General features: G+C 74.2%; 20 protein-coding genes. 3 read left to right on the top strand and 17 right to left on the bottom strand.

Annotated features, from left to right (window positions below; translation table 11 throughout):
- Nucleotides 1-2: 2 nt before the first annotated feature.
- From AB0D99_RS14910 to AB0D99_RS14900, 3 genes are all read right to left on the bottom strand, one after another.
- Complete coding sequence (locus AB0D99_RS14910) at nucleotides 3-1,514, bottom strand: helix-turn-helix domain-containing protein (RefSeq protein WP_362360659.1); 1,512 nt, start codon at nucleotides 1,512-1,514, stop codon at nucleotides 3-5.
- Nucleotides 1,511-2,776 carry a M18 family aminopeptidase gene (locus tag AB0D99_RS14905; RefSeq protein WP_362360656.1) on the bottom strand — a complete coding sequence of 422 codons (1,266 nt, stop codon included), beginning with the start codon at nucleotides 2,774-2,776 and terminating at the stop codon, nucleotides 1,511-1,513. Before AB0D99_RS14905 ends, AB0D99_RS14910 begins: the two co-directional genes overlap by 4 nt.
- Nucleotides 2,777-2,850: 74 nt before the next feature.
- A complete protein-coding gene (locus tag AB0D99_RS14900) occupies nucleotides 2,851-3,000 on the bottom strand; it encodes a hypothetical protein (protein WP_362360653.1) in 150 nt (49 codons plus the stop codon).
- Nucleotides 3,001-3,189: 189 nt separating this feature from the next.
- Here AB0D99_RS14900 and AB0D99_RS14895 point away from each other — a divergent pair, with 189 nt between their 5' ends.
- Nucleotides 3,190-4,140 (top strand): LuxR C-terminal-related transcriptional regulator, encoded by a 951-nt coding sequence (locus AB0D99_RS14895; protein ID WP_362360650.1) that lies wholly within the window; start codon nucleotides 3,190-3,192, stop codon nucleotides 4,138-4,140.
- 33 nt (nucleotides 4,141-4,173) lie between these two features.
- On the opposite strand, the gene AB0D99_RS14890 is transcribed toward AB0D99_RS14895, so the two are convergent.
- The 5 genes from AB0D99_RS14890 to AB0D99_RS14870 form a co-directional block, all read right to left on the bottom strand.
- Complete coding sequence (locus tag AB0D99_RS14890) at nucleotides 4,174-4,884, bottom strand: 4'-phosphopantetheinyl transferase superfamily protein (RefSeq protein WP_362360647.1); 711 nt, start codon at nucleotides 4,882-4,884, stop codon at nucleotides 4,174-4,176.
- Nucleotides 4,881-9,257 (bottom strand): amino acid adenylation domain-containing protein, encoded by a 4,377-nt coding sequence (locus AB0D99_RS14885; RefSeq protein WP_362360644.1) that lies wholly within the window; start codon nucleotides 9,255-9,257, stop codon nucleotides 4,881-4,883. The genes AB0D99_RS14890 and AB0D99_RS14885 overlap by 4 nt, the downstream gene beginning before the upstream one ends.
- 318 nt (nucleotides 9,258-9,575) lie before the next feature.
- Complete coding sequence (locus AB0D99_RS14880) at nucleotides 9,576-10,133, bottom strand: DUF2087 domain-containing protein (protein WP_362360641.1); 558 nt, start codon at nucleotides 10,131-10,133, stop codon at nucleotides 9,576-9,578.
- Nucleotides 10,134-10,222: 89 nt separating this feature from the next.
- Nucleotides 10,223-13,162, bottom strand: coding sequence for an AAA family ATPase (locus AB0D99_RS14875; protein WP_362360638.1), 2,940 nt, complete (start codon nucleotides 13,160-13,162; stop codon nucleotides 10,223-10,225).
- Nucleotides 13,163-13,217: 55 nt separating this feature from the next.
- Nucleotides 13,218-13,877 carry a TetR/AcrR family transcriptional regulator gene (locus tag AB0D99_RS14870; RefSeq protein WP_362360635.1) on the bottom strand — a complete coding sequence of 220 codons (660 nt, stop codon included), beginning with the start codon at nucleotides 13,875-13,877 and terminating at the stop codon, nucleotides 13,218-13,220.
- A gap of 221 nt (nucleotides 13,878-14,098) precedes the next feature.
- On the opposite strand from AB0D99_RS14870, the gene AB0D99_RS14865 reads away from it, so the two are divergent.
- A complete protein-coding gene (locus AB0D99_RS14865; RefSeq protein ID WP_362360632.1) occupies nucleotides 14,099-15,424 on the top strand; it encodes an MFS transporter in 1,326 nt (441 codons plus the stop codon).
- Nucleotides 15,425-15,490: 66 nt separating this feature from the next.
- Here the strand turns inward: AB0D99_RS14865 and AB0D99_RS14860 are convergent, their stop codons facing one another.
- The 9 genes from AB0D99_RS14860 to AB0D99_RS14820 all read right to left on the bottom strand — a co-directional run bounded on the left by AB0D99_RS14860 (nucleotide 15,491) and on the right by AB0D99_RS14820 (nucleotide 24,774).
- Nucleotides 15,491-16,240, bottom strand: a complete 750-nt coding sequence (locus AB0D99_RS14860; protein WP_362360629.1) for a class I SAM-dependent methyltransferase — start codon at nucleotides 16,238-16,240, stop codon at nucleotides 15,491-15,493.
- 16 nt (nucleotides 16,241-16,256) lie between these two features.
- Nucleotides 16,257-17,489, bottom strand: coding sequence for an NAD(P)H-dependent oxidoreductase (locus AB0D99_RS14855; RefSeq protein WP_362360626.1), 1,233 nt, complete (start codon nucleotides 17,487-17,489; stop codon nucleotides 16,257-16,259).
- Nucleotides 17,486-18,628 (bottom strand): bifunctional diaminohydroxyphosphoribosylaminopyrimidine deaminase/5-amino-6-(5-phosphoribosylamino)uracil reductase RibD, encoded by a 1,143-nt coding sequence (ribD, locus tag AB0D99_RS14850; protein WP_362360623.1) that lies wholly within the window; start codon nucleotides 18,626-18,628, stop codon nucleotides 17,486-17,488. The genes AB0D99_RS14855 and ribD overlap by 4 nt, the downstream gene beginning before the upstream one ends.
- Complete coding sequence (locus AB0D99_RS14845) at nucleotides 18,625-19,626, bottom strand: SUMF1/EgtB/PvdO family nonheme iron enzyme (RefSeq protein WP_362360620.1); 1,002 nt, start codon at nucleotides 19,624-19,626, stop codon at nucleotides 18,625-18,627. The genes ribD and AB0D99_RS14845 overlap by 4 nt, the downstream gene beginning before the upstream one ends.
- On the bottom strand, nucleotides 19,623-20,900 hold the full coding sequence (locus AB0D99_RS14840) for an SGNH/GDSL hydrolase family protein (RefSeq protein WP_362360617.1): 1,278 nt from the start codon (nucleotides 20,898-20,900) through the stop codon (nucleotides 19,623-19,625). The genes AB0D99_RS14845 and AB0D99_RS14840 overlap by 4 nt, the downstream gene beginning before the upstream one ends.
- Nucleotides 20,901-20,980: 80 nt before the next feature.
- A complete protein-coding gene (locus tag AB0D99_RS14835) occupies nucleotides 20,981-21,682 on the bottom strand; it encodes a methyltransferase domain-containing protein (RefSeq protein WP_362360614.1) in 702 nt (233 codons plus the stop codon).
- 136 nt (nucleotides 21,683-21,818) lie between these two features.
- The gene (locus AB0D99_RS14830; RefSeq protein WP_362360611.1) at nucleotides 21,819-23,504 is read right to left on the bottom strand and encodes a WD40 repeat domain-containing protein; all 1,686 of its coding nucleotides are present in this window, start codon (nucleotides 23,502-23,504) and stop codon (nucleotides 21,819-21,821) included.
- Nucleotides 23,501-24,136 carry a GTP cyclohydrolase II gene (gene ribA, locus AB0D99_RS14825; RefSeq protein ID WP_362360608.1) on the bottom strand — a complete coding sequence of 212 codons (636 nt, stop codon included), beginning with the start codon at nucleotides 24,134-24,136 and terminating at the stop codon, nucleotides 23,501-23,503. The genes AB0D99_RS14830 and ribA overlap by 4 nt, the downstream gene beginning before the upstream one ends.
- A 422-nt stretch (nucleotides 24,137-24,558) precedes the next feature.
- Entirely contained in the window at nucleotides 24,559-24,774 is a 216-nt protein-coding gene (locus tag AB0D99_RS14820; protein WP_362360605.1) for an EF-hand domain-containing protein, read from the bottom strand.
- Nucleotides 24,775-24,878: 104 nt separating this feature from the next.
- Between AB0D99_RS14820 and AB0D99_RS14815 the strand changes: the two genes are divergently transcribed.
- On the top strand, nucleotides 24,879-25,517 hold the full coding sequence (locus AB0D99_RS14815; protein ID WP_362360602.1) for a GNAT family N-acetyltransferase: 639 nt from the start codon (nucleotides 24,879-24,881) through the stop codon (nucleotides 25,515-25,517).
- Nucleotides 25,518-25,630 lie beyond the last annotated feature (113 nt).

The following is a 25,630-nucleotide window of genomic DNA, read 5'->3' as shown; positions in this document are numbered from 1 at the left end:
TCTCACGCCGCGTCGTGGCGCAGGGGCCGGGCGTACCGGCGCGCGTCGGCTCCGGCGCGTTCCTGCACGCGGTCGTAGGGGTGGTCGTGGGCTCGGTCGCGGGCGCGGTCGTGGCCCTGCCTGTGGTCGTGGTCGTGGTCGTGGCCCTGACCGTGGTCGCGGGCGCGGTCGTGTGCGGGGCCGGAGGCTTCCGTCCGCGGCGCGGGCACGGCGGTCCCGGCGTGCTCGGGGCGGGCGCGCAGCCAGGCCCGTACGACGTGCAGGACGGTGAAGGCGATGGCATGCGGGGACGGCATCCGGCGGACGAGCCCGCAGTCCAGGAGCGCGTGGACCGCGGCCGCGGCCTCGGCCCGGCCGGCACCGGTCCGGGTGGCGAACTGCTCCATCGTCCAGGGGGTGTCCCAGTCGGCCGCCCGCGCGAGTCCGGCACGGTGCGCCGGGGAGAGCGAGGCGAGCGCGTGGTCCAGGGCCTCGTCCAGCCAGCTCCCGGCCGTGCCGCCGGCGGCGGGCGGTGCCGCGAGGGCGTGGGGTTCGGTGCGGGCCAGCTCCACGAGTTCGGCGGGTGAGCACAGCAGGAACCACGGCGCGGCGGATTCGAGGGCGCGCGGCAGACCGTCGAGCCGGGAGCAGATCTCCATCAACTCCGCGATGTTGCCGGGCCCCACCCGCAGGTCGGGCTGGAGTTCGGCGATCCGGTCGAGGAGCACGGCCATCGCCGGGCCGGTCGCCGCGGCCGACGGATCGCAGACGGTCGTGGGTGGGGACAGGGGCAGCGGGTGCAGCGGTACGCGGAAGTCCGCGTGGCATCCGCGAGGGGTGCGGGCGGTCTCCAGCACGCGCAGCCGGGGGCAGCAGTCGAGGAGGGCCTCCACCGTCCCGTACGCCACCTGACCGTCGTCGTTGCCGTCGAGGACGAGCAGGGCGGCGCGGTCGCCGACGAGCCGGACCGCCTCGCCGACCTGAGCGGTCAGCAGACCCTCCATCACGGCCAGCGGGGGCCGGGACTCGTCGGGGCGTCCGTCCCGTCCCTCGCGGGCCGGGCGGGCCAGCTCCATCCACAGGGTGGGCATCGCGTCGTCGGTGGACAGGGTGTGGGCCACGGTCCGGGCGAGGCGGGTCTTGCCGACGCCGGCCAGGCCGGTGAGGATGGCGCGCCGTCCCGGTTCGTCGCGCAGATGGCGCAGGACCCGGTCCCGTTCGGTGTCCCTGCCGTGCGGCGGGCGGGCCGCCCCGGCCGGCAGGGCGGGCAGGTGGTCGAAGGCGGCGTCGTCGGCCTCGTGCCCGGCGGCGATGAGCAGCGCGGCCCGCCGTTCGCCGCCGAGCCTGAGGGTCTCGGCGAGCAGTCGTACGGTCTCCCGGCGCGGGTTCCTGGCCCGCCCCAGCTCCAGGTTCCGGATGGCTCGCACGCTGACGGTGGAGAACCCGGAGAGTTCGGTCTGTGTGAACCCGGCGCGCTTGCGGTACTGCTGCAGCAACACTCCGAAGCGGGTGGGTTCGCCGGTCGTCTCCATCATCCGTTGCTTTCTGTGAGGTCCGGGGAGCGGGTCGGGGGCGGTGGTGTCCGGTGGGGCGCGGGGGTCGGCGCGAGCTCCAGGAGGACCCGGGCGAGCAGCCAGGGGTCGTCGGTGCCGCAGAGTTCCCGCGGGGTGCCCCCGGCCAGACCGGCCACGCCGGCCTCGATCGACGGGATGCCGAGGGCGGCGCCGATCGAGGGGCCCGCGCCGGACGGCTCGTCGGACCGGGGTCCGCGCACGTACGTCTGCCAGGGGGCGCCCGCGCGTTCGCAGGCGGCGGCGAACAGGGCGTGACCGGGCCCGTCGGTTCCGCCGCGGCCGTCGGCGCCGACCGTCACGACCGGGCCGCCGTTGGGCAGCGGCCGGTGTTCCGGGTCGTGCCGGTCGGGACGGTCCGGGTGTACGGCGGGGACCATCCGGGTGTGGACGGCGAGGGCGCCGCCCAGTGCCCGGCACCAGTCCTCGTGGCCGCCGCCGCGCGCGGCGACGGCACGGCGCAGGGTCCGTTCCAGGAGTGCGGCGGTGCGGTGCGCCGGTGCGCCGTCGGCTCCGCCGTCGAAGGCGACCAGCACCGGTATGTGGGCGGGTTCCCCGTCGGCGGCGCGGGTGAGCGCGGTGAGGCCGGCGTGCACCGAGACGAGGTCGTCGAGGCGGGCCGAGGTCACGAACTCCCTCTCGGCTCCCAGGAATCCGGGGGCCTGGACGTCGTGGAGCATCAGGTCCCCGCCCAGGACCTCGTAGTAGTCGACGCCTCCCTCCTCGGCCAGCCGGTCCAGGAGGGCGCCCCGCTCGGTACCGCCGAGACCCCAGAGCGGGGTGACGCCGGACACCGTCCCCCCGGTCGTCCGCGCGACGCGCAGCAGCGCCTCGTCCGAACAGACCAGCCGGCTCGTCCCGTCGCGCAGGGCGAGGCGCCCCGAGACCCCGAGGTCCCGGTCGAGCCAGCTCTCCAGCGCGGGAGAGCCGTACGGCTCGGTCCGCACCTGGCGCCATCCGACGGAGCTGGTGTCCGGGGCGGGCGCGACGCGCAGGTTCGGCGCGTCGGTACGGCTCGCGACGATCAGGAAGGGGGCGTGGGCGGGCACCGACGGCGCGGTGTACCAGGCGATCAGCGTGCCGCCGCGGGCGAGGAACCGGCCCCCCGGGGCGTCGTTCCACGGGTCGGTCTCGCGGAGCTCCCGGAACCCCGCCTTCTCCAGGATGATCACCGCCTCCGCCACCGCGTGGTAAGGCGAGGGACTGGCCGTAATGTAGGAGATCAAATCCGCCGCGTGTCCTCGGCGAGAGGCCGGAATCAATTCATTCACCCCGTTCCGGAACCGTCCGTGACGTCCGCTCAGGGCCTCGGCGCGGGGCCCCAGGCGGAGTCCGCGAGAGTGGCGGCCTCGGCGGCTTCGGCGCTGGTCAGAGTGGTGACGCCTTCGATGAGGAGAAGACTCAGAAGGGCGATCGCGCAGGCACGGAAAAGCCGATTCAAACGGAACATGGTCTCTCATTTCCCCAAGTGGTCTGAGGCGTTCTTGGCGCCTGTCGAGATCCTGTTCCAGCCATCAGTGCCGTTCCAGACCCGAGGAAACCCGCAAGTGTAATCTGCATACTTGTGAACCGAGAGCATTCCCGTCATAAGCCTTGCAACTGCGACAAATCGAACGCCGAGGGGGCGTGCGATGTCGCGTTGGAGCGCTACCGGGCCGCTCTCGCGACGGGCACCCTGCCCCTGGACGAGGTGCCCGACTGCCTCTGGTCGCTCCATCTCGTCACCGAGTCGGCCGACGAACCGGGCCTGGCGAGGGTCGTGCCACCGGAGACCGCCGCCTTCTCCGTACTGGCGCCGATGGAGGCCGCCGTCGCGGACGGCCGGCGGGCCCTGCGGGCGACCCAGGCGGTCTTCTCCGCCTTCTCCCAGCTCTACGTCGAGGCGCGGCGGAACGAACAGCCGCCCCTCACCCTGCTCTCCGGCGGCGCCCTCATCAGCGACACGCTGGAGGCCGCCGTGGGCAACTGCCGTGTCGAGCTGCTGACCGCGCAGCCGGGCGGCGGCCGCTCACCGGACCTGCTCGGCGAGGCACTGGCCCGGGATCTGCAACTGCTCGCCCGGGGCGTGAGCCAGCGGACCATCTACCAGCACACCGTCCGCTCCCACCAGGCCACGCTCTCGTACATCGAGCAGATCACCGAGGCGGGCGGCGAGGTGCGCACCCTGGCTGAGGTCTTCGAGCGGATGATCATCTGCGACCGGGAGGTCGCCTTCGTCCCGGTCTCCGACCAGCGCGGTGTGGCGGCGCTCCAGGTACGCCACCCGGGCCTCGTCCGGCTCTTCGCCAAGTTCTTCGACAACGCCTGGGCCCGCTCCATCCCCATCTCCCCGGACCGGACCCCGGTGCGCTCCCCCGTCGCGACCACCGATGTGCAGCGCACGATCCTGCACGCGGTGGTCTCCGGCGAGACGGACGACTCGATCGCCCGCCGGCTCGGCATGAGCCGGCGCAGCGTCGCCGAGCACATCCGCAAGGTCTCCGCGCAGCTGGAGAGCACCAGCCGCGCCCAGCTCGGCTATCTGCTCGCCACCTCCGGACTGCTCAAGGAGCCGGGAGCGGACGGCGCCCCGGACGCGAACACGCCCTAGGAGGACGCCGGGCGGCGGACCCGCCGTCACTCCTCACCGCGCCTCGGCGACCGCGGCCGCGAACCCCGCCGGCACCGCCACGTCCGCGACCGACCAGCCGGGCGGCGCCGGTCCCGGGGACCGGCCCGTGCCGACGTAGTCCCCCGCGATGCCGTGGGCGAGCCCGATGCCCAGCCCCTTCAGGTACGCCTCCTTGCGCACCCACGCCCGGGCGAGCGCGACCGGCCGCGCATGCGGTGGCAGTGCCGCCAGCTCCGCGGTCTCCCTCGGGTGCAGTTCCGCGGCGACGTCGTCCACGGCGTCGGGGGGGAGCAGCGCCTCCACGTCCACGCCGACCGGAGAGCGGGCGAAGGCCAGCAGCACCAGGTCCTGACTGTGGGAGAGCGAGAAGTGCAGCGCCGCGTCGGCCGCCGCGGGACGCCCGTGGGGCCCCGCGCAGGACGGGCAGTCCTCGGCGACCAGCCGCACGCCGCCCGGCTCGGTGCCCAGATGCGCGCCGAGCAGGACCCGCAGCGCCACGTGCGCGGTGACGTAGCAACGCCGGTCGCCGTCCCGGCGGAAGGCGGCGGCCCGCCGCTTCTCCCTGTCGTCCAGCACCGCCGGGGCCAGCCCGAGCGCCGCCGGCCCCTGCGTCGCCGCGTCCACCAGCCACAGCGAGCGCGGCCCGTACGGTTCCGCCACCGCCGTCCCGGTCTCGGCCGGGGCGAGGGACAGGGACAGCGGGTGGCGCGTGCTCCCGGTCACGGACGCGCGACCGCCGCCGGCCGGGGCGTGGGCAGGAATCCCGTACGGATGAAGTGACCGAAGTACCGCTCCAGGAGCGTGCGGTCGACCTCCGGGCATCGCAGTCCGCTGCCTTCGAGCCCCGCTTCCAGCGCGGTCCGGTCGAAGGCGTCCGGGTACCGACCGGGGGTCTCCCCCGCCGTGCTGTCGAGCAGCGCGACCGCGTGGACCGAACTGCCCTCCGCCGCCGGCTCCGAGGCGGCCGCGAGGGCGAGCCGCCGCCGCCACTCCTCGTACGGCACGGTCTCCATCGGGTATCCGCTCCCCTCGGCGTGGTCCAGCACCGCGGACAGCTCGACCGGGGTCGGACTGACCAGGCTGTAGACCGTGCCCTCCGGACGGCCGGCGAGCGCGAGGTGCACGAACGCCCGGGCGGTGTAGTCGACGGGCACGATGTTCTCGCTCAGGGAGCCGCCGTCCACGCCGGCGTCCGGCCGGGCGCCCAACTCGACGCAGGCGCGCACGTAGTGCCAGAACGCGTCGTCGCTGCCCACCGCGCCGGTCATGGAGTCGCCGCCGATCCGCGACGGCCGGTAGACCGCGGTGGGGATGCCGCGCTCCTGCCCGAGGCGCACGATCCCCTCGGCCACCCACTTGCTGCGCACGTAGCCGTACGGGTCCACCAGGGCCGGGTCGCTCACCCAGTTCTCGGGCAGCACCTCCGGGTCTCCGTCGCCGGCCACCACCGTGCTGATGGTGGAGACGTAGTGGACGGGCTTGGTCCGGTGCAGGGCGGCCAGCCTGAGGATCTCCCTGACGCCGTCCACGTTCGCCGGCCTCAACCGCTCGTACGACTCCATGAGGTTGACGCGCGATCCGTTGTGCAGGACGAGGTCGACCGTCCGGGCGAGGGCGTCGAACCGCTCGGCGCCCAGGCCGAGCAGGGGCTCGCCGAGGTCGCCGGCCAGCGGCACGACCCGTCCCCGCAACTCCTCCTCCCAGAGTCCGAAGCCGGTCAGGCCGCGCTCGATCCGGCGCATGGCCGCGGCGTCGTCGGCGGCCCGCACCAGGCAGTGGACGGTGGCGTCCGTACGGTCGAGCGTCTCGCGGAGGATGTACGCGCCGAGGAACCCGGTCGCACCGGTCAGCAGCACATGGCGCGGCGGCCCCTCGGCCACCGGGCCCTCGGGACGGATCCCGGCGTCGAGCCGCACATCGGCCGTCAGGTCGACGGGGTCGGGGCCGGTCGACGGGACTCCGCCCGCCAGCAGTTCGGCGAGGCCGCCCGGTGTCTGGCGCTCGAAGACGGCGCTCAGGGGCAGGGACGCGCCGAGTCGCCGGTTGAGCGTGCGCATCAGCCGGATGGCGAGCAGGGAATGACCGCCGAGGTCGAAGAACCCGTCGTCGAGGCCGATCCCGTCGACGCCCAGCGTCTCCTCGAAGACCTGGCACAGCTCCTTCTCACGGGGCGTGCGGGGCGCGCGGCCCGCCGATCCCGCCCGCAGGTCGGGCGCGGGCAGCGCCTTGCGGTCCAGCTTGCCGTTCGGGGTGAGGGGGAAGGCGTCCATCGGGACGAGCACGCTGGGCACCATGCCGTCCGAGAGCACCGCGGCCAGCGCGGCGCGGGCGTCGGCGGGGTCGACGTCACCGATGTAGTAGCCGACGAGCACCCGGTGTCCGCCCGCGCCGGTGACCACGGCGACCACCGCGTCCCGCACGCCGTCGAGCCGGCGCAGGGCGAACTCGACCTCGCCGAGCTCGATCCGCTGCCCGCGGATCTTGACCTGGTGGTCCTGGCGGCCGAGGAACTCCAGCTGTCCGTCCCGGCGGTAGCGCACGACGTCGCCGGTGCGGTACATCCTGCTGCCCGGGTCCGGGGAGAAGGGATCGGGGACGAACGTCGTCGCCGTGCGCCCCGGGTCGTCGAGGTAGCCGAGTCCGACGCCGACGCCTCCGATGTAGAGCTCGCCGGGCACTCCCATCGGGGCGAGTCCGAGCCGCTCGTCGAGGACGTACAGGGTCATGCCCCGGGTGGCGACGCCGATCGGGGTCCGGGCGCCCTCGGGCACCGTCCCCGCGGTGATCACGGCCTGGGTCACGTCGTCCGAACACTCCGTGGGCCCGTAGCAGTTGACCAGCGGGATGCCGGGGTAGCGCGTCAGCCAGCGCCGGGCCACGTCGCCGGGGAGCGCCTCCCCGGTCACGGCCAGCTTCCTCAGCGGGAGTTCGGCGGGGGCGTCGCCCTGGGCGTCCCATTCGTCGAGCGCCGCCTGCAGCAGGCTCGGCACCACCTGGAGGACCGTCATGCCGCTGTCGACGGCGGTACGGAAGAGGGCACGCGGATCGCGGGCCGTCGCGTCGTCGACGGCGTGGACGGCGCCGCCGAAGACGAGCGCGGTGAGCATCTGCCAGACCGAGATGTCGAAGGTCAGCGGCGCGCTGGAGGCCACGACATGGGAGGCGTCGGCGATGCCGATGGCCTCCGCCTCGCCCAGCAGGTTGTTGACGAGCCCCCGGTGCTTGACCATGGCGCCCTTGGGGCGGCCGGTCGACCCCGAGGTGAAGATGGTGTAGGCGAGGTCGTCGGGACCGTGCAGGACCGGGGCGAGGGAGTCCATCGGGTCCGCGGTCCCGTCGAGGACGATCACCTCGACCGGGTGTCCCGCGCGGCCCGCGAGTTCCCGCGCCGTGTCGGCGTGCCGCGCGTCGGTGAGCAGCCGGCCCGCCCGGGTGTCGTCGAGTCGCGCCGCGTTCCGCGCGAGGGGTGCCCGGGTGTCGAGCGGGAAGTACGCGCAGCCGGCGCCGAGGACGCCCAGCAGCGCGGAGACCACCGCGGCGCCGCGGTCCGCGAGGACGGCCACGAAACCGCGGGGGGCCGCGGCGTCGGGGCGCAGCCTGCGGCCGATCGCGCTCGCCCGGCCCACCAGCGTCGCGTAGTCGACGGTGCCGTGCGCGTCGGTGACCGCCGGGGCGCCGGGGCGTGCCGCGGCGTGCTCGCGGACCCGGTCCACCACGCCCTTCTCCAGGTCCTCGTGCTGGACGCGGTGCCTCTCCCGGAGCAGGACGCGCCGCTCCTGGGCGCTGACCAGGGAGAGCTCCGAGAGCCGGGTGCCGGGCGCGGCGGCGGCGCCGGCCAGCAGCCGCTGGAGCCAGTCGACGAGCCGCTCGCCCGTCTCCCGGTCGAAGAGGTCCTCCGCGTAGGCGAGTTCGCCGCCGAGGGAGTCACCCGATTCGAAGAAGTCCCAGGTCAGATCGAGCTTGGCGATGCCGCCGAGATCGGCGGGGAGTTCGGTGCACTCCAGACCCGGCAGCAGATCGGCGCCGTCGTCGGTGACGGTGTGCAGCTCCACCGACACCTGGACCAGCGGGTGGCGCGAGCGGGACCGTACGGGGTTGAGCTCCTCGACGAGCCGCTCGAAGGGGATGTCCTGGTGGTCGTAGGCGGCGAGGTCCGTCGCGCGGACCCGGGCGAGCAGCTCCTCGAAGGTGGGGTCTCCCGAGGTGTCGGTGCGCAGCACGAGGGTGTTCACGAAGAAGCCGACGAGGTCGTCGAGCGCCTCGTCCGTGCGTCCGGCCACGACGGTGCCGAGCGGGATGTCGGTGCCGGCGCCGAGCCGGGTGAGGAGGCCGGCGAGACCGGCCTGGAGCACCATGAAGAGCGTGCTGCCCGAGGAGTGGGCGAGGGCGCGCAGGCCGGCGGCGACCTCGGGGTCGAGCGCGAAGCGGACCTGTCCGCCCCGGTGGGTGGCGACGGCGGGCCGGGAACGGTCGGCGGGGAGCTCCAGCTCCTCGGGGAGTCCGGCCAGTGCCGTGCGCCAGTGGTCGAGCTGGCGGTCGGCCAGGCTGCCGGGTTCGCCGGCGTCGCCGAGCAGGTCCCGCTGCCAGAGGGTGTAGTCCGCGTACTGGACCGGCAGCGGCTCCCACGCCGGGGCGGTGCCGTCGGTGGTGCGGGCGGTGTAGGCCGCGCCGAGGTCGCGCAGCAGCGGGGCGATCGACCATCCGTCGCTGACGATGTGGTGCAGCACCAGCGCCAGGACGTGCTCCTCGGCCCCGGTGGAGACGAGACGGGCGCGTACCGGCAGTTCCGTGCCCAGGTCGAACGGGTGGGTCTGGAGGTCCAGCAGGATCGCGTCGAGTTCCGTCGCCGCGCACTCGGTGACGGTCAGGGCGAGCTCCGGCTCGGTGGCGTCGAGGACGATCTGCTCCGGTTCGCCGGCGGCGTCGGTGAACCGGGTCCGCAGGCTCTCGTGGCGCCGCAGGACGTCCCGCCATGCCATGCGCAGGGCCGGGCGGTCCAGCGCGCCCCTGAGCCGCAGCATCAGGGGCGCGTTGAAGGTCGCGTTGGGCCCCTCCAGCCGGTTCAGAAACCACAACCGCTGCTGCGCATAGGACAACGGAATCACTGTTTCTCCTCTGTTCGCGACGTGCGACGGGGGCATGGAAAGGGAATGCCGGACGGATATGCGGTGGCACGTCCTCGCATTCCTGAAAATCCCGTCACGATGCCTCTGCGACACGGCCCTGAATTCCATGACGACGGCTGTGGCCGAGAATGCCGATCGAGGGTCCGGACCCGGCGTCGACCGACGGTATCCCTGTTTTCCCGGTCGGTTCCGGCACTCGGGCAGGCATTGAGGAGGTAGTTGTCGCGGGGCGGGCCGGACACGACGGAGGGGCCCGCCGGAGCGGGCCCCTCGATCGTCGTACCGGCGTCAGAGCGCGGGCTGGATGTCCGTCCGCAGCCAGTAGCGGCCGCCCTCGCGGCCGAGCAGGCAGAGGTCCACCAGGTAGCGCCGGACGGTGACGTGGTCCGTGCCCGCGCCCTCGCACCACACCTTCAACTTCTCGTTCACGGCGCGCTCGTCGTAGCTGGCGCCCTCCTCGAACGTCCGGTGGGTGAGGTGCTGCAGCACCACACGGCGGCGCACCCACTGGGAGGGCAGCCGGACCAGTCGGTCGTTCCGCACGAAGGTCCGCAGCAGCGACTCCACCTCGTCGTTCGCGTAGCCGTGGCTCTCCGGCTCCTCGGCGGGCGGACGTGTGGTGCGGACGATCTCCTTGAACTGTTCGGTCAGGGCGTGGAGTTCACCATCGGTCTCCGCCACCAGGCCGCCGTCGGTCAGTCGCCGCACGGCCACGGCCGCCTCCTTCACGGAGACCCCGGCCGCCCGGGCCGCGGACGGCAGCGACGTCGCTCCGAGGACGACCGCGGAGAACACCTGGAGCCGGCTGGGCTCGGCGAGCAACGCGACAACTGACTCTGGCCTCATCTGTTTCTGTTTCCATTTCTCTCTGCGGCGGTCGGAGCTCTGGCGGAATTACCGCTCGACCCGATGCTCCAAGTCGAGCCGCCGCCGCGTCAAGTGATTACCGGAATTTTCCGCGGCGCGCAAAGTTCCGGTGTTTTCTGCGGGCGCGGGACGGGCGGCTGCGGAGGCGCGGGATCGTCATGGATCATCTCGTGGAGATCGCGCCGGTCCGATATGGACAGCTTCCGGTAGGCCCGGCTCAGATGGATCTCCACCGTGCGCCGTGTGACGAACAGCCGGTTGGCGATCTCCTGGTTGGTCAGGCCGCCGGCGGCGAGCAGGGCGGTACGGCGTTCGGCCGGGGTGAGCGAGGCGGGCCCGGTCTCGGTGTCCCGGCGCGGCCGTGCGCCCGACTCCAGCAGGTCCTGCCGCAGTTCTCGTACGAGCGCTCCCGCCCCGCACTTCTCGGCCAGGGCCAGGGCGGCGCGGAGCTGCTCACGGGCCTTGCGGATCTTGCGGGTGCGCATGTATTCGCGGCCGAGGTCGCCCAGGGCCTGGGCCTCCGCGAGGGCCGCGCCGGACTCCCGGAGGATCCCGACGGCCTCGGTGAGGAGGGCGGCCCGCCGGTCGCCGCCGGCCAGCAGGCCGAGGACGCGCAGGGCGCCGCCGACGGCGTGCGGTGCGCCCCAGGCCCGGGCCAGTTCGAGTTCCTCCCGGGCGAGGCGCTCCGCGATGGCAACGTTGCCGAGGCGGCTGTGGGCGAGGGCGGCCTCGGAGCGCCAGGGGTGGACGGCGGAGTCCGCCCAGCCGCGCAGCCGCAGCCGGCGGCCGCACTCCTCCAGGTCGGCGAGGCCCGCCCTGGCGTGCCCCATCGCGATGTGCAGCCGCCCCCGGTGGAAGAGCAGCCCGGGCAGTGCCATCCCGGGGGGTCCGCTCGGCCGGCTGTCGTCGAGCAGTACCCGCTGGGCCTGTTCGAGGTCGCCGGACTCCATCAGGGCCGCCCCGAGCCAGCAGCGGGCCTGGGCGGATCCCAGCCACTCGCGGCCGGGCAGGACCGGGCTGTGCTCCAGCGCCTCGTACGCCGCCTGGGCCGATTCCTGGAGCCGGCCCACCCGGAAGGCGCACTCCGCGAGGGCGGCCCTGGCCAGGGCGGCCACCGTGTGGGAGCCCTCGACCGTCGCCTGGGCGAGCAGGGCCCGGCAGATCTCCAGCGCCTCCTCGTGCTCGCCCGCGCGTGCGAGGACGAGGAGGAGCGCGGTCCGCAGCGCCGCGTCCTCGTTGACCGTGCCGACCGGTTCGCTCAGCGCCAGCCGGGCCAGCTGTACGGCCTCCTCCCGTCGCCTGCCGCGCCACTGGGCGTGCAGGGCCGGCACCGCCGCCTCGGCCCGTCGCACCCAGGGGGTACGGGCGACCTCCAGTCGCACGGCCCTGGCCGCCGGCGGCGCCGCGGGGGCGCTCCTGCCGTCGAGCAGACGCAGCAGTTCGAGCAGGGCGCCGGTGCCGATGCGCAACTCCTTCTCGGCGCCCTGTCGTTCGAGGGCGACGACCTCGGCCTCCATGATGCGCAGCGCTTCGGGGATGTCGCCGGAGAGGACGACGGCCTGGACGAGGTCGGCGAGCGCCGCGGCCCGGCGGTCGCCGACCTGCGGAATGAGGTCGAGCGTGTTGCGCAGCCGGGGCACGGCGGCGTCGAGGTCGTCGGCGAGCTCCACCTGACCGAGCCTCCGCAGCAGTTCGGGCTCGCGCTCCGCCCCGCACTCCTCCATCCCGCGCTCCAGGTAGGCCCTGGCCTCCTTCGGCTCTCCGTCGGCGAGGGCGGCGTCGGCCGCGTCGACGAGGATCTGGCCGGCCCAGGGTGCGCCGACGGGCGCGGAGTGCAGCAGGTGGGCGGCGATCTCCTCGCGGGGCGCGGCCGCCGCGTGCAGGGCCCTGGCCGCCTCGGCGTGCAGCCGGGCGCGTTCGCTGGGGGGCATGGCGGCGAGGAACGAGGTCCTGACGATCGGGCGGCTGAAGGTGACGCCCTCCTCGCTCGCGTCCAGGATTCCGGCGCGGACGAGGGTGTGCAGGACGTCGGCTGCCTCCACGGGGTCGAGCCCGGCGAGTTCCGCGACGAGTTCGGCCGAGTGCGCCCGGCTCATGATCGCCACGGTGCCGAGGGCCCGGCCGATGCCGGGGAACCAGGTCTCGAAGCGGGCGACCAGCGTCTCCGCGACCTCCGCGGAGCCGAGTCCGGCGATCCGCTCGGCGGACAGTTCGCCCGGGCCGACGCCGGTGCGCTGCAACTCCCGTAACAGGGCCTGGACCAGCAGCGGGTTGCCGCCCGTGCTCTGGTGGCAGGCCCGGGCGAGGCCGGCGTCGACCGGGGCGCCGAAGGAGGACGACAGCAGATAGCCGACGCTGTCGACGTTCAGCCCCCGCAGCACGACCCGGCGGTGGAACTCGGCGGCGACCGCGGCCACGGAGGTCGCGTCCGGGCGCTGCGTCTCCTCGTCCCCCGGCTCGGTGTGGTCCCGCGCGAGGGTGCCGAGCAGGGCGACCGGCAACCCTTCGAGGCGGGCCATGAGATGACCGAGCCAGTGCAGCGACCGGCTGTCGGTCCACTGCAGGTCGTCGACGACCAGCAGCACGGGCCGGCGGGTGGCGTGCCCGGCCAGCAGCCGGTGGACCTGGGCCGCGGCGGCCTCTTCCGGGACGGCCGGGGTCCCCGCCGGTGGCCGGGACGGTTCGGGCGGCCCGCAGCCGTCCGGGACGGACGGCGCCGGTGCGGACGGGCCGGGGACGCAGAGGCCCGGGGCGGGCGGGACCGGGGCGGCCAGGAGTTGGTCGCGCACCTGGTGCAACACCCCGTACGGCAGGTTCCGTTCCGCCTGCCGGGCGCGGGCCGACACCACCTCGAAGCCCCTGGCCCGCGCCGTCCTCAGGGCGGCGCGGGCCAGATAGGACTTCCCGGTGCCGATGCCACCCTCCATCAGGAGGCTGGCCCCCATCCCGCCCGCCGCCGCGGCCAACGCCTCTTCCAGGGCGGACACTTCGCCATCTCGACTCAGCACAGCAACTCCCTTTTGCCCCAGGGTTTGGCGTCGCTCGTGATGCGTGTACTGCGGTTCAGACGCGCTCCGGGCCTCCGTGCCGGCTGCGCCATCGATCGGTGGCCACCCCCGCGAGGACGACCTCGACCACGTCCTCCGCCAGCGCCGCCGTGACCGGCAGGTGCCCGAAGAGGACGCGGTAGTACGTGGTGGAGGCCAGCATGTCCAGGAGGAGGTCGATGTCCGCGTCCCCGCGGATGTCCCCCCGCTGGATCCCCCGCCGCAGCGCCTCGGCCGTCGAGGCCCGGCGCACATGGAAGAACTTCTCCAGGAACTCCGACTCCAGTTCCGGGTCGTCCGCCAGGTCCGCGACCAGGGCGGGCAGGACCCGCCGCCCGACCGTGTGGGTGAACGCCTGGCTGAGCGTGCCGATCCCGGCGATGAGGTCGCAGTGCGTGCATCCGGTGTCCGGTGTCGGTGTGGTGCCGATCGCGGACGCGAGCGTGTCCACGACGAGGTGCTGCCGGGACCGCCAACGCCGGCGCAGGGCCGGTTTGCTGGTTCCGGCGCGTGCCGCGACGGCCTCCATGGTCAGCCTGCCGTAGCCCCCCTCGTTGAGGATCTCCATCACCGCGCTGGGCACGGCGACGTCGATACGGCTGTCGCGGGGCCGGCCGGAGCGCTGCCCACCGGGGGTCCGCTCCTCGGTGTCGGCCTGGTTCGGGGTGTTCACCATGCCGTCAGTATAGGTATGCTCACCACCATTCCGTTCCGGCACGGAACGAAAATGGCTCAAGGAGTGACTCCATGTCTCACGGTGTCGACGAAGTGGCCGGGGGGACCGGCGGGTCGGGCGGATCGCAGACCCCGGCCGCCGCCGCGGAACCCACGCCCCCGGAGAGCGTCTTCTCGGGGCCCTATCGGGCCCTCACGTTAGGCGTGATCCTTTCGGTCAGCATGGTCGCGTTCGAATCGCTCGGCGTGGCCACCGTGCTGCCCGACATCGCACGGAAACTGGACGGCCTGGGCGCCTACGGCTGGGGCCTGTCCGCGCTCATGCTCGCGAACATCATCGGTACGGTGCTGGGCGGCCGGTCCGCCGACCGGAGCGGCCCGTGGCGGCCGATGGCGGTCGGCCTCGCCGTCTTCGCCGTCGGCTGCGCGGTGGCGGGCGCGGCCACGTCCTGGCCGCTGTTCCTCCTCGGCCGGTTCACCCAGGGGCTGGGCGTCGGGGCTGTCATGGCCATGGCGTACACGGTGATCGGTCTGGCCTACCCCGAACATCTGCGGGCGCGCATGTTCGCGCTGCTGTCCTCCGCGTGGACGATCCCGTCCCTGATCGGCCCCGTCGTCGCCGGCACCCTGTCGGACCTGACGGACTGGCGCGCGGTCTTCCTGCTGATGCTCCCGCTCATCGCGGTCGCGGCGGTCCTCACCCTCCCCGGCCTGGCCCGGCTGAGCCGGTCCCGCGCCACCGCGGACACCACGGCCCCCGCGCCCGCCGCGGTGCCCTGGTGGAAGAGCCCCTTGGCCAACGCCGTCCTGCTCACCGTGGGCACCGGGCTGTTGCTCCAGGCCCTGCTCCTGAAGAACATCCCGCTCCTCGTCGTCCTCGCCCTGCTCGGCGTGGCCATCGCCGTCCCCGCCCTGCGCCAGGTCACGCCGGAGGGCACCCTCAGCGCCCGGGCCGGCCTCGGCGCCGGCGTCGTGATCCGCGGCCTGCTCTGCGGCGTCTACTTCGGCAGCGAGGCGTTCCTGCCGCTCGGCCTCCAGGAGCTGCGCGGTTCGAGCGCCACCGAGGCCGGCCTCGGACTGTCCGCCGGCGCGATCACCTGGGTGCTGGGCTCCGCGTGGCAGGCGAAGCGGGACGGCAAGGCGCAGAACGGCCGCTCCGGTGGCGTCGCCCTCGGCTTCGTCGTCCTGCTCCTCGGTGTGGCCGTCATGGCCCTCGCCGTCCTCACCGAGACCGTCCCCGCCTGGATCGCCGTACTGGGCTGGGCCATCGGCGGGATCGGCATGGGCGTCGCGTTCAACGCGGCGACCACCGACACCCTGGAGCAGGCGCCCGCCGAGCGTCAGGGCGAGGTCAGCGGCGCGCTCCAGCTCGCCCAGACCCTCGCCACCGGCCTGATCGCCGGTCTGGGCGGTGCGGCCATCGCCATCGCGCAGCACTACGACGCCACCACCCGTACCGCGCTGTTCGGCGTCTTCGCGCTCACCGGCGTCCTCGCCCTGATCGGCGTCCTCCTCTCCCGGCGACTGCGCCCCGCGTCGGCGGGGTGACCGGCGGTCGTACGTGAGGGGGGCTCCGCGGCGATCCGCGGAGCCCCCCTCGCTCGTGCCCTGCCGTCAGGCGCGGCAGCGCAGCATCACCAGCGGCGGATTGGCCAGGAAGTCCGCCCAGTACGGCTCGCCCAGCGCCCGTACCCCGTCCTCGGGCACCTCCAGCGGCACCCAGGTCACCTCGCCGAAGCCCGCCTCCCGAAGGCTCCGCTCGTAGACCTCGCGGCGCGGGTAGTTCGTGACGAACTCGACCGGCGGGTCGAGCAGCGCCGTGATGCGCACGCGCGGCCCGGTCGCCCCCTCCCCCACCGGCACGTACCGGAAGCCGTACTTGTCGGTGGGCGGCCCGTCGAACCGGAAGCCGGGCGCCTGCGTCAGGACGAGGAACTCGCCGCCCGGCACCAGACTCCGGTGCACGCCGCGGCACATGCGCTCCATGGCCGCCGCGTCGTCGGCGTAGTTGAGCAGATAGACGGCGGTCGCCACGTCGAAACGACGCTCGGGGACGGGGAGTTCGGCCGCGTCGCCGACGGCGTAACGCACCCCCAGCGGCGCGCCCTCCTCGATGCGCCGGGCGGCCGCCACCATCTCGCCCGAGATGTCGACCCCGAGCACGTCCCGCGCGCCGAGGCGTTTGATCTGCCGGGTGTAGAACCCCGTGCCGCACGCCAGGTCGAGCACGGACCTCCCCCGGACGTCTCCGAGCATCCGCAGGAAGCTGCCCCGCTCCGGGTAGCGCGCCATCGGCAGCGCCTTGAACCCCTCGTAGGTCTCCCCGATGTCGTCGTACTGCAGTGCGTCGCGCTGCCCGTTCACCTCGGTGTCCTCCCTCTCATGCGATCTCCCGGACGTTTCCGGCGGCCGTGGCGGTCACGGCGCTCTCCGCCGCGCCGCGGCGCAGCAGGTCGCCCGCCATGGCCGCGCGCCGCCCCTGGTGCCGGGCGGCCTCGCGTACCGCCCGCGACGGCACGGCGCCCGCCGTCAGCGGGTGCGAGGTCCCGTACGGATTGCCGCCGGCCGCGAAGACCGACGGGTCCGTGTAACCGGGCGGCACCACCACCGCCCCGCCGTGCAGCAGCAGATGGTGGAAGGCGAGCAGCGCCGACTCGCTGCCGGCGTGCGGACGGGCGGCCGTCACGAAGCCGCTCGCGGGCTTGCCGGACAGCGGCCCCGGGCCGGCGGCCGCTTCGAGCGACTGGACGAAGTCCAGCAACGGAGCTGCCAGGGCGCCCATGCGGGCCGGTCCGCCGAAGACCACGGCGTCGGCCCAGGCCACGTCCGCCGGACCGGCGGTCGCGGCCGGGGAACCGGACCATCCGCCCGGGTCCGCGCGCGCCGGACCGCTCGCGCCCCCGATCCGCCGCAGGCGGACCCGGGCGCCGAGGGAACGGGCGCCCGCCGCGCACTCCTGCGCCAGGATCCGTGCGGGACCGCTGTCGGCGCAGTGCACCACCGTCACCTTCACGGCGCCCGCGACGCCGGGTGGGGCGGCCGCCGGCCGCGCCCGCGCGGTCAGCCCGGCGAGCCGACGGCCGAGCAGCCGCGCCGCCCGCTCCTCGGCCGCTCCGGTGCCGGCCCCGTCCGTGTCGCGCGGCCGGGACTCCACCGACAGGCCGTACGGATTGCCGCCCAGCGCCCGGAACACCGGGTCCGCCGGATCCGCCCCGACCACCCAGGAGCCCCAGTGGTACGCGGTCTGATGGAGCGACAGCAGCGTCGCCTCCCGTCCGCCGTGGGTGCAGGTGGAGGCCGTCATACCGGTGACCAGCCGGTCGGCGAGCAGCCCCTGTCTCCACAGCGGGCTCGTCGTCTCCAGGAACCGTTTGAAGGTGGCGGACACATTGCCGAAGTAGGTGGGCGTCGCCAGCACCAGGCCGTCCGCCCACAGCACGTCGTCCGGCCCGGCGACCGGTTCCGGCCACCGGCCGCCGTCCTCGCCCGGGTCCGTCACGCGCAGCAGCCGCACCCGGGCCCCGCCCGCCCGCGCGCCCTCGGCCGCCGCGAGGGCGAGCGCGCGCATCGTCCCCCGGCGGCTGTGGAAGACGACCGCGATCCGGGGCCTCACACCGGCTCCCCGGGCAGCGGCCGGGCACGCAGCACGAGCCGTACGTCCTCACCGACGCGGCTCACCTCGTCGAGGCGCAGCCGGACGGCGTCGGCGAGGGTCGTCGTGCCGAGGTCGTCGAGGACCGGGCGGCCGCCGGCGCCGAGCAGGACCGGTGCCACATAGGCGACGACCCGGTCGAGGAGTCCCCCGGCGGCGAAGGCCGCGGCCAGCCGGGCGCCGCCCTCCAGCAGCAGGGAACGCACCCCGCGCGCGTACAGGTCGTCGGCCAGGGCCCGGATGTCGAGCGCGCCGTCCACCACGGGCACCTCCACCACCTCGTGCGGGGACGGCACGCGAGGTTTCGGTGTGCCCCTGCCGACCACCACCAGCGTGGGGGCGGCGGCGTCGAGCACCCGCGCGCCGGGCGCGACGGCTCCGGCGCGGTCCAGGACCACCCGCAGCGGCGGACGGCCGGACACCCCGTGTCTCAGCCCCAGATGCGGGTCGTCGGCCCGCAGGGTCCCCGAGCCGACCAGCACGGCGTCGTGAGCGGCTCGCAGCGCGTGGACGTCCTCCCGGGCGCGCTGTCCGGTGATCCAGCGGGAGGTGCCGTCGGGCGCCGCCGACCTGCCGTCGAGACTGCCGCCGAACTTCCATGTCACGCACGGCCGGGAGGTCCGGACGGCGGTGAGCCAGAGCTCGTTGCCGCGCTCCGCCTCCGCGCGCAGGACGCCGGGCACCACCTCCACCCCCGCCTCGCGCAGCCGCCGGGCACCGCCGGCGGCCTGCGGGTCGGGGTCCGGCACCGCGTAGAGGACCCGGGCGACGCCGGCGCGCAGCAGCGCGTCCGCGCAGGGTCCGGTGCGCCCCTGGTGCGCGCAGGGCTCCAGGGTGACCACCGCGGTCGCGCCCCGGGCCCGGGCTCCGGCGGCGGCGAGCGCCTCGACCTCGGCGTGCGGGTGGCCCGCGCCCCGGTGGAATCCCTCGCCCACCGGGGAGCCGTCCGGGCCGAGCAGGACACAGCCGACCACGGGATTGGGGCTGGTCTCGCCGAGCGCGGTCGCCGCGAGGCCGATCGCCCTGCGCATGGCGGACTCCTCGGCCGGGCGCACCGGCGCGCCGTGGGAGGCCGGTGCCGTGGGGGTCCCCGCCGTCATGCCGTCTCCGCGAGCCGGAAGCCCATCGCGTAGATGTCCCGCTCGTACCAGCCGTGCCTGCGCCGGCAGCGGGCCAGGTCGCCGAAGCGGGTGAAGCTGCCGCCCCGGGCGATCCGATAGGAACCGCGGGTCCGCGCCAGGTCGTCGGCGACATCCGTCCCGCCGGGGTACGGGCGGTAGTCGTCGGCGGTGTACTCCTCGACGTTGCCCGCCATGTCGTGCACGCCGAACGGCGAACGCCCGCCGGGGTACACCCCGATGGGGGTGCTGCTCAGCGGGCCGTGCTCCACGGTGTTGGCGCGGTCCGCGGCGAACTCCTCCCCCCACGGGAAGTCCCGGCCGTCGCCGCCGGAGGCCGCGTACTCCCACTCGGCCTCGGTCGGCAGCCGGAAGGCCCGGCCCGTACGGTCCGCCAGCCACGCCGCGTACGCGTCGGCGGCCTCGGGCGGGACCGTCCACACCGGGTGGTTGCCGAGCAGCTCCGGGTACACCCCGAACCGCCAGGAGGTGGGAAGCCAGCCGGCTCCGGTGTCCTCCAGGAAGCGGCGGTACTCGGCGTTGGTGACCGGATGGAGCGCGATCCGGAAGGGCGCGATGTCGATCTCGTACGAGGGGCACTCCTTGGCGATCCAGTCCGCCTCCACCCCCGCGTGCCGCCAGCGGGCGGTGACCGGTCCGACCGACTCGGGGTCCAGGCCGAGCCTGACCCGGGCGCCGGGGACGACGGCCGTCGGCGGGTCGTCCGGGCGGATGCGCGGGTCCCCGACGAGGCCGAGCACCGTGCCCGCCGCGTACCGGCGGGAGAAGGGCCGGCCGGGGTCCTCCGCGATGGACACCAGGGTCACGGCCGGGGCGCCGAGCAGGTCGCGGTGGTCCCGCAGGGCCCAGGAGCCGGTGCGGGCGGTGAAGGTGTCGGGCAGGCCCATGGCCGCCCGGTCGGACAGGGTGTTGGGGTTGGCCATGACCGCCGGCGGGGCGGCGGGCGTGACTCCGGTCATGGAAGCCTCCGGTCGGTCGTGGGGGCGCGGCCCGCGGCGCCGGTGAGACCGGCGGTCGGTACGGCGTCGGCCAGCGCGCGGTAGCCCGCGTCGTTGAGGTGGATGTGGTCGCCGCTGTCATAGGCCGCGCGCACCCGCTGAGGGTCGGCGGGGTCGCGGACCGCCGCGTCGAAGTCCACGACGGCGTCGAACTCCGGGGCGGTGCGCAGGGCCGTGTTCAGTTCGACGCGGGCGCGCTCGGCGTCCGCGGTCCAGAACGGCGAGTCCTTGAACGGCGTCAGGGTGCCGACCAGCACACGGATGCCTCGCTCGCGCAGGCGCTGCGCCATGGTCCGCAGCCCAGCCAGGACGTCATCGGCGCTCGCGTGGGGGGCGAGCTGGAGGTCGTTGACGCCCTCGTAGAGCACGACGGTCCGCACGCCGGCCTGCGCGATCGCGTCGCGGTCGAGCCGGCCCAGGGCCCGGGTGCCGCGCTGCGGCCGGTCGGTCTCGGTGCCGTCGCGCAGCACCCGGTTGCCGCCGATGCCCTTGTTGAGCACGCCCACGCCCGCGGTGGCCGGATCGGCGGCGAGGCGACGGGCGAGGGCGTCGGGCCAGCGGCCGTTGCCGTCCGGGGTGGAGCCCACGCCGTCGGTCTGCGAGTCGCCGATCGCGACCACCGAGCCCTGCGGCACCGTTCCGTGCGCGTCCGCGCCGCGCACGTCGACGCCCGTGAGGAAGAACCACGAGGTCTCGGTGCGGGTGAACGCGGCCCCCGCCTCGTCGCCGGTGTGGTCGCCCGGACCGGAGACGTGGCCGCGCTGCTGTGCGAGCCAGTGCCAGGTGGTGGGTCCGGTGGGCTCCGGCAGATGGACGCTGACCGTCAGATCCGCGCCGGCCGGTACGTCGAAGGCCACCGGGTCGCTGACGGCCTCGGAGCCCGCGGGCACGGTCGTTTCCGCCGCGCCGCCGTCGAAGGTGACCTGCCGGGTGCTGCCCGGCACGACGGCCGCCGGGGAGCCCGGCACCGTGAGCGCGACGGTCGTCCGGCCCAGGGTCAACGGCCCCGTGCCGTAGGCGTGGGAGAGCCGCAGCCGCAGCTCGCGGCCGCCGATCGAGGTGTGCGCCACCATGCGGACGGTCCGGTCGTCCAGGCCGTCCCGGGAGATGCCGTCGGGCGCGGCGGGCGCCGGGGCCGTACCCCAGGAGCCGACCCACCCGGACGCGTCGGCCCCGGCCGCCGGACCCGGCCGGTCGGCGGCGGCGGCGGGTGACGCGGCCGGCACGCCGGCCACGCAGACCGCCGCCACCAGTGCGGCGGCCCACCGCCTCCTCCGTGGTCCGCGCGGTGGGCGCGAACCACCGCCGGTGACGGTCATCGCGGGTCGCCGTCCGCCGACCGCCGGAACGTGCCCAGGAGGTACGTGAGCCCCGCCGTGCCGCGCGGTACCTGCCGCACCTCGACCGGGTCGAACCCCTGGGCGGTGACCAGCCGGTTGAGCTCGTCGGGGGTGAACTCGCGGTAGAGCCGCTTGCCCGCGTTGACGAAGAGACTGCCGGCCTCGCCCGCCGCCTGGAAGACGGAGACGGTGAACAGACCGCCGGGCAGCAGCAGTTCACGGACGCGACGCAGATAGCGGGGGTAGCTGTCCGGGTGCTGGTGGTGCAGACAACCGTTGTCGAGGACGGCGCGGTACTCCGCCGTGCCGGGCAGCTCCGTCAGGGGGGTGACGAGGAAGCGGGCTCGCCCGGGCCGTCGCGCCGTGATCGCCTCCCACTCGGGCGAGGCGATCAGGTCGATGCCGGTCACCCGGTGTCCGTCCGCCAGCAGGATCTCGGCGTCACGGCCGTGACCGGTGCCGATGTCGAGGATGTGGGCGTCGCGGGCGTCGCCGAGCGCGCGCGACAGGACGCGCGGCGCCTCCCGCATCGCCTCCTCGCCGGTCCACAGATCGCGCCCGTCGGCGTAGTGGTCCCGGAAGTCGGAGTGCAGCACGGCCGCGTACGCCGTCTCGTCCACCTGCGGTGTCTCCGCGGGGCTGATGGTGTACCGGTCGGCTATCGGATGGCTGTCCATGTGGTGCTGGGTCCTCTCGTCGAGGAGTGACGGGGAAGGGGGGACGGGCGGACGTCAGGGCGTCCGCCCGTGGGACGGCGCCGGGGGAGGCGGGTTCTCCCGCGCCTCCCCCGGCGCCGTCCGCGATGCCGGCGGCTCAGCCGCCGATCGGGTACACCTGACCGTCGTAGGACGCGGCGGCGAAGACCTTGCGCGCGGCGTCGTACGCGAGCGCCGAGATGCCCGCCGTGGTGGGCCTGACCACCACGGTCCAGGCGCGCTCCACCCGGTCGTACACGGCGACCCGGCCGTTGTAGCTTCCGGTGGCCACGAACCTGCCGTCGTCGGAGGCCGCGACGCACTTGATGGAGTGGGTGTGCGGTGTCGTCAGGACCTCGGCGCGCCGCTCCGGGTTCCACAGGCGCAGCTTCAGGTCCCGGCTCACGCTCGCGAACCAGCCGTCCTCCAGGCCCGCGCAGCCGTTGGCGATCCTGTCGTGCGCGTCCTCGACGGTGGCGACCTTCTCCAGGGTGGAGATCCGGTACCAGGTGGCCGAGGCGTCGGCCGCCACGGAGAAGATGAGGTCCCCGGAGACGGCGACGCCCTTGACCGCGTTCACGTGCAGGGGGAGGTCGGCGACGTGTTCGACGTCGCCGTCGCCCCGGAGCTTCAGCAGCAGCCCCTCGCCGGTGTACGCCCCGACGACCGCGTACCGCTCCCCGTCCCGCTCGAAGGCCGCTCCGCAGTTGAGCGGTGAGCGGTGCTGGTACAGCTCGCGGCCGGTGAGGGCGTCGAAGACCTTGCCGAGCTGACCGCCGGAGAGCACCGGGCCGTTCAGCGGGGTGAGGAAGTTGCACAGGCTGCCGGTCGCGGCCACGATCGTGCCGTCCCTGCGCACCACACCGGCGTCGCCCACGGTCAGCGCGCCCTCGGGGTCCGGCAGGACGGCGTTGACCCCGCCGGTGGGCGGGACCTCCGCGGTGTCCCAGACCCTCTCCTCGTAGTCGTAGCCCCGGTATCCGGCCCCGAAGGTGGCGAAGACCAGACGGGAGCTGCCGGCGAACGCGCAGGAGCGGGGCCAGACGTCGTCGGGCAGACCGCTGGTGTCGCGCAGTTCGGGACGGCCGGACGAGACGTCCCACAGCCGCATGGTCCGGTCGTAGCTGAGGCTGACCAGGAGGTGGCGGGAGTCGTCGAGGACGAGGCGCTTGATGCCCGCCTCGTGCGCGGGCACGTCGGTCTGCCCGGTCGGCCCGACGACGACGATCCGGCCCTCGTCGTTGCCCGCGAAGATGGTGCCGCCGGAGGAGATGGCGATCGTGTCCGTCTCCACGCCGCCCATGTCGAGATTGGCGACCATCTCGCCGGTCTCCAGGGACCAGCGTTTGATGGTGCCGTCGTCGCTGGAGGAGATCACCTCGTCGGCGTCCCGGGTCCACTCGACGGAGATGACGTCGGCGGTGTGACCGGCGAAGGCGGTGACGAGCCGCCCGGAGAAGTCGTAGACGCGCACCCGGTGGTCGCGGGAGGCGGTGGCGATCAGCTCCTTCACGGGGTGGAAGACCGACATCTCCACGTCGTCCTGCTGCTCGGCGAAGACCGCCACGAGACGCAGGTCGGGCACGGTCCACAGGCGGGCCGTGTAGTCGCTGGAGGAGGTGAGCAGATGCCGGCCGTCGGGCGAGAACGTGCACTGGTTCGCCAGGTGGTCGTGGAAGGAGCGCGCCAGCGCCCTCCCGGTGCGCTGGTCCCAGCAGATGACCTGGTTGTCGTAGCCGGCGGTGGCGACGTACGTGTCCTGCCAGGCGGCGATGCCGCTGATCGGACCCCGGTGCTGGATCATATGGACTCCCCCGCGAGCTCGATGGTGTGCCCGCTGCGCTCGACCTTGGCGCGCAGGTAGTGGCGGTTGCGCTCGGTCTGGAAGATGCCGGTCGGCACGACCTCGTCGATGGTGATGCCGTGCGAGGTCAGCTGGGCGGCCTTGTCGGGATTGTTGGTGTGCAGCCTGATCCGCGGGGCGCCGAGCGCCCGGAGCATCTGCGCGGCCGCGCTGTAGTCGCGCAGGTCGTCGGAGAAGTTGAGCTCGCGGTTGGCGGCGAAGGTGTCGAGGCCGAGCTCGTCCTGGACGCGATAGGCGTCGAGCTTGTTGTAGAGCCCGATGCCGCGGCCTTCCTGCCGCAGGTAGAGCAGGATTCCGCCGGACTCGGCGAGCAGCTGCATCGATTCGCTGAGCTGGGGGCCGCAGTCGCAGCGTGCGGACCCGAAGACGTCGCCGGTGAGGCACTCGGAGTGGAGCCGCACCAGCGGGACGTCCGCGCCTCGCGCGAAGGTCACGGCGATGTGCTCCTGCCCGTCGCCGAGCTCTGCGAAGGTGACCATCTCGGCCGTCCGCCAGCTCCCGTCGGCCAGCCGTACCGGCACTTCGACACGGGCCCGGGTACGGGTCGTGGGATTCGCTAAGACGGAGGTCACTGGCGGATTCACGCCATTCAACCTGTTGCGCACGTGATCGTCCTCCCATCGGATCTGGCATACCCCATGCCCATCCGGCTGCCAGGGTGCTGTGGAAACAGCATCGACAACCGAACGGCTGTGCACAGCAGGGGTGGACCGGTATCGGCACCGAGACATTTGACGGTCAGGACCGAACCACGAAGGACGGCTGTCATCTTTCGGTGCCGCGACGGGGAGCGCGCCGGGAGGCGGGCGCGGGGGCCGGACGGGAGGCGGGAGGCGGGAGGCGGGCGCGAGGGCCCGGGGGGCGCGAGGGCGGGTGCGCGAGGGCGGGGGCGCCGACGGGGGCGGGCGAGGGCCGGACGGGCGGCGACGACTCACGTACGTCCGTACGCGGGGTACGGATCGCGGTGCGGCGCCGCCCGTCCTCGCCCGGCGGGTCAGCCCTTGTTGAGGTCCGCCCAGAACTCGTCCCAGGACAGCTTGCCGTCGGCGTTGCCGTCACGCTGGCCGATGAGGGCCTCGGCGACCGTCTCGGTGACGTTGAAGTCACCCAGCTGCGCCATGACGCTCTTGTACTCGGAGGCGGTGATGTATCCGTCCCCGTCCACGTCGAACCGCTCGAATGCCTTGCGCGCCGACTCGATGTCCGCCACAGCTTCCGCCCCTTCTTGATGCTTCGATGACGGGGCCAGATTATCGGGCGTTCCGCGGGGTCCGGGCGCCGGGCCGTGACGGGACATGGCGGATCATGGGAGACATGAGCGACGACGTGGCACGGATCCTGGCAGCGGCGGCCCACGGACGGTTCCCGCCGCCGGACGGTACGACGACGGTGGTCCCGCCGCCGAGCGACCGGGACGCCGGTGTCCTCGCCTTCACCGCGCACTCGGTGGTCTTCACGGATGCCGATCCCGCGTGGGTGCGGGCGGAGCTCGCGGCCACCGCGAGCGACCCGCTCGCCGCCTCGATGAACCCGGGGTTCCTCCTCGCCCTGATGCGTCACACGGGCCGGCGCATGAACACGGTCGACCTGCTGACGGTCGCCACGGCGCTGCCCGGGGAGCCGGAGCTCGCGCTGCGGGAGATCGAGGACCCGGAGCATCCGCGGGTGGCGCGGGCGTTGACGTACCGCGACGACGTACGGGTGTGGGCCGCCGACGGCGGCGTGGTGATCCTGGGCCGTGGCGTGGCGGGCCGCTGGGAGGCGGCGATCGAGGTCGACGAGGGGGTCAGGCACCGCGGGATCGGCCGCGCGCTGGCCCTCGCCGCCCGGCATCTGACACCGGGCGACGTGGTCTGGGCGCAGCAGTCGCCGGGCAACGCCCGCAGCGTGCGCGTCTTCCAGGCGGCGGGCTACCGCCCGGTGGCCTCGGAGGCGCTGCTCACGGCGGGCTGACCGGCGGGGGTGGACCCCCTAGTATTCTGAGTCGGGAATTCTGTTCAGATGTGTAGGCTTGCTGCATGGCGCGGACGGGGCGGCCGAAGGCCGAGTTGACGTTGTCGGACGAG

It is taken from the genome of Streptomyces sp. NPDC047971 (assembly GCF_040653355.1).
In the GTDB taxonomy this organism is placed as follows: Bacteria; Actinomycetota; Actinomycetes; order Streptomycetales; family Streptomycetaceae; genus Streptomyces.
This window is presented reverse-complemented; position numbering and strand designations above follow the sequence as displayed.

Bases quoted from the DNA above. Each gene is read 5' to 3' on its own strand.
- AB0D99_RS14910 (WP_362360659.1), bottom strand. From the start codon at position 1,514: ATGATGGAGACGACCGGCGAACCCACCCGCTTCGGAGTGTTGCTGCAG.
- AB0D99_RS14900 (WP_362360653.1), bottom strand. From the start codon at position 3,000: ATGTTCCGTTTGAATCGGCTTTTCCGTGCCTGCGCGATCGCCCTTCTG.
- AB0D99_RS14880 (WP_362360641.1), bottom strand. From the start codon at position 10,133: ATGAGGCCAGAGTCAGTTGTCGCGTTGCTCGCCGAGCCCAGCCGGCTC.
- AB0D99_RS14870 (WP_362360635.1), bottom strand. From the start codon at position 13,877: ATGGTGAACACCCCGAACCAGGCCGACACCGAGGAGCGGACCCCCGGT.
- AB0D99_RS14865 (WP_362360632.1), top strand. From the start codon at position 14,099: ATGGTCGCGTTCGAATCGCTCGGCGTGGCCACCGTGCTGCCCGACATC.
- ribD (WP_362360623.1), bottom strand. From the start codon at position 18,628: ATGACGGCGGGGACCCCCACGGCACCGGCCTCCCACGGCGCGCCGGTG.
- AB0D99_RS14845 (WP_362360620.1), bottom strand. From the start codon at position 19,626: ATGACCGGAGTCACGCCCGCCGCCCCGCCGGCGGTCATGGCCAACCCC.
- AB0D99_RS14835 (WP_362360614.1), bottom strand. From the start codon at position 21,682: ATGGACAGCCATCCGATAGCCGACCGGTACACCATCAGCCCCGCGGAG.
- AB0D99_RS14830 (WP_362360611.1), bottom strand. From the start codon at position 23,504: ATGATCCAGCACCGGGGTCCGATCAGCGGCATCGCCGCCTGGCAGGAC.
- AB0D99_RS14815 (WP_362360602.1), top strand. From the start codon at position 24,879: ATGAGCGACGACGTGGCACGGATCCTGGCAGCGGCGGCCCACGGACGG.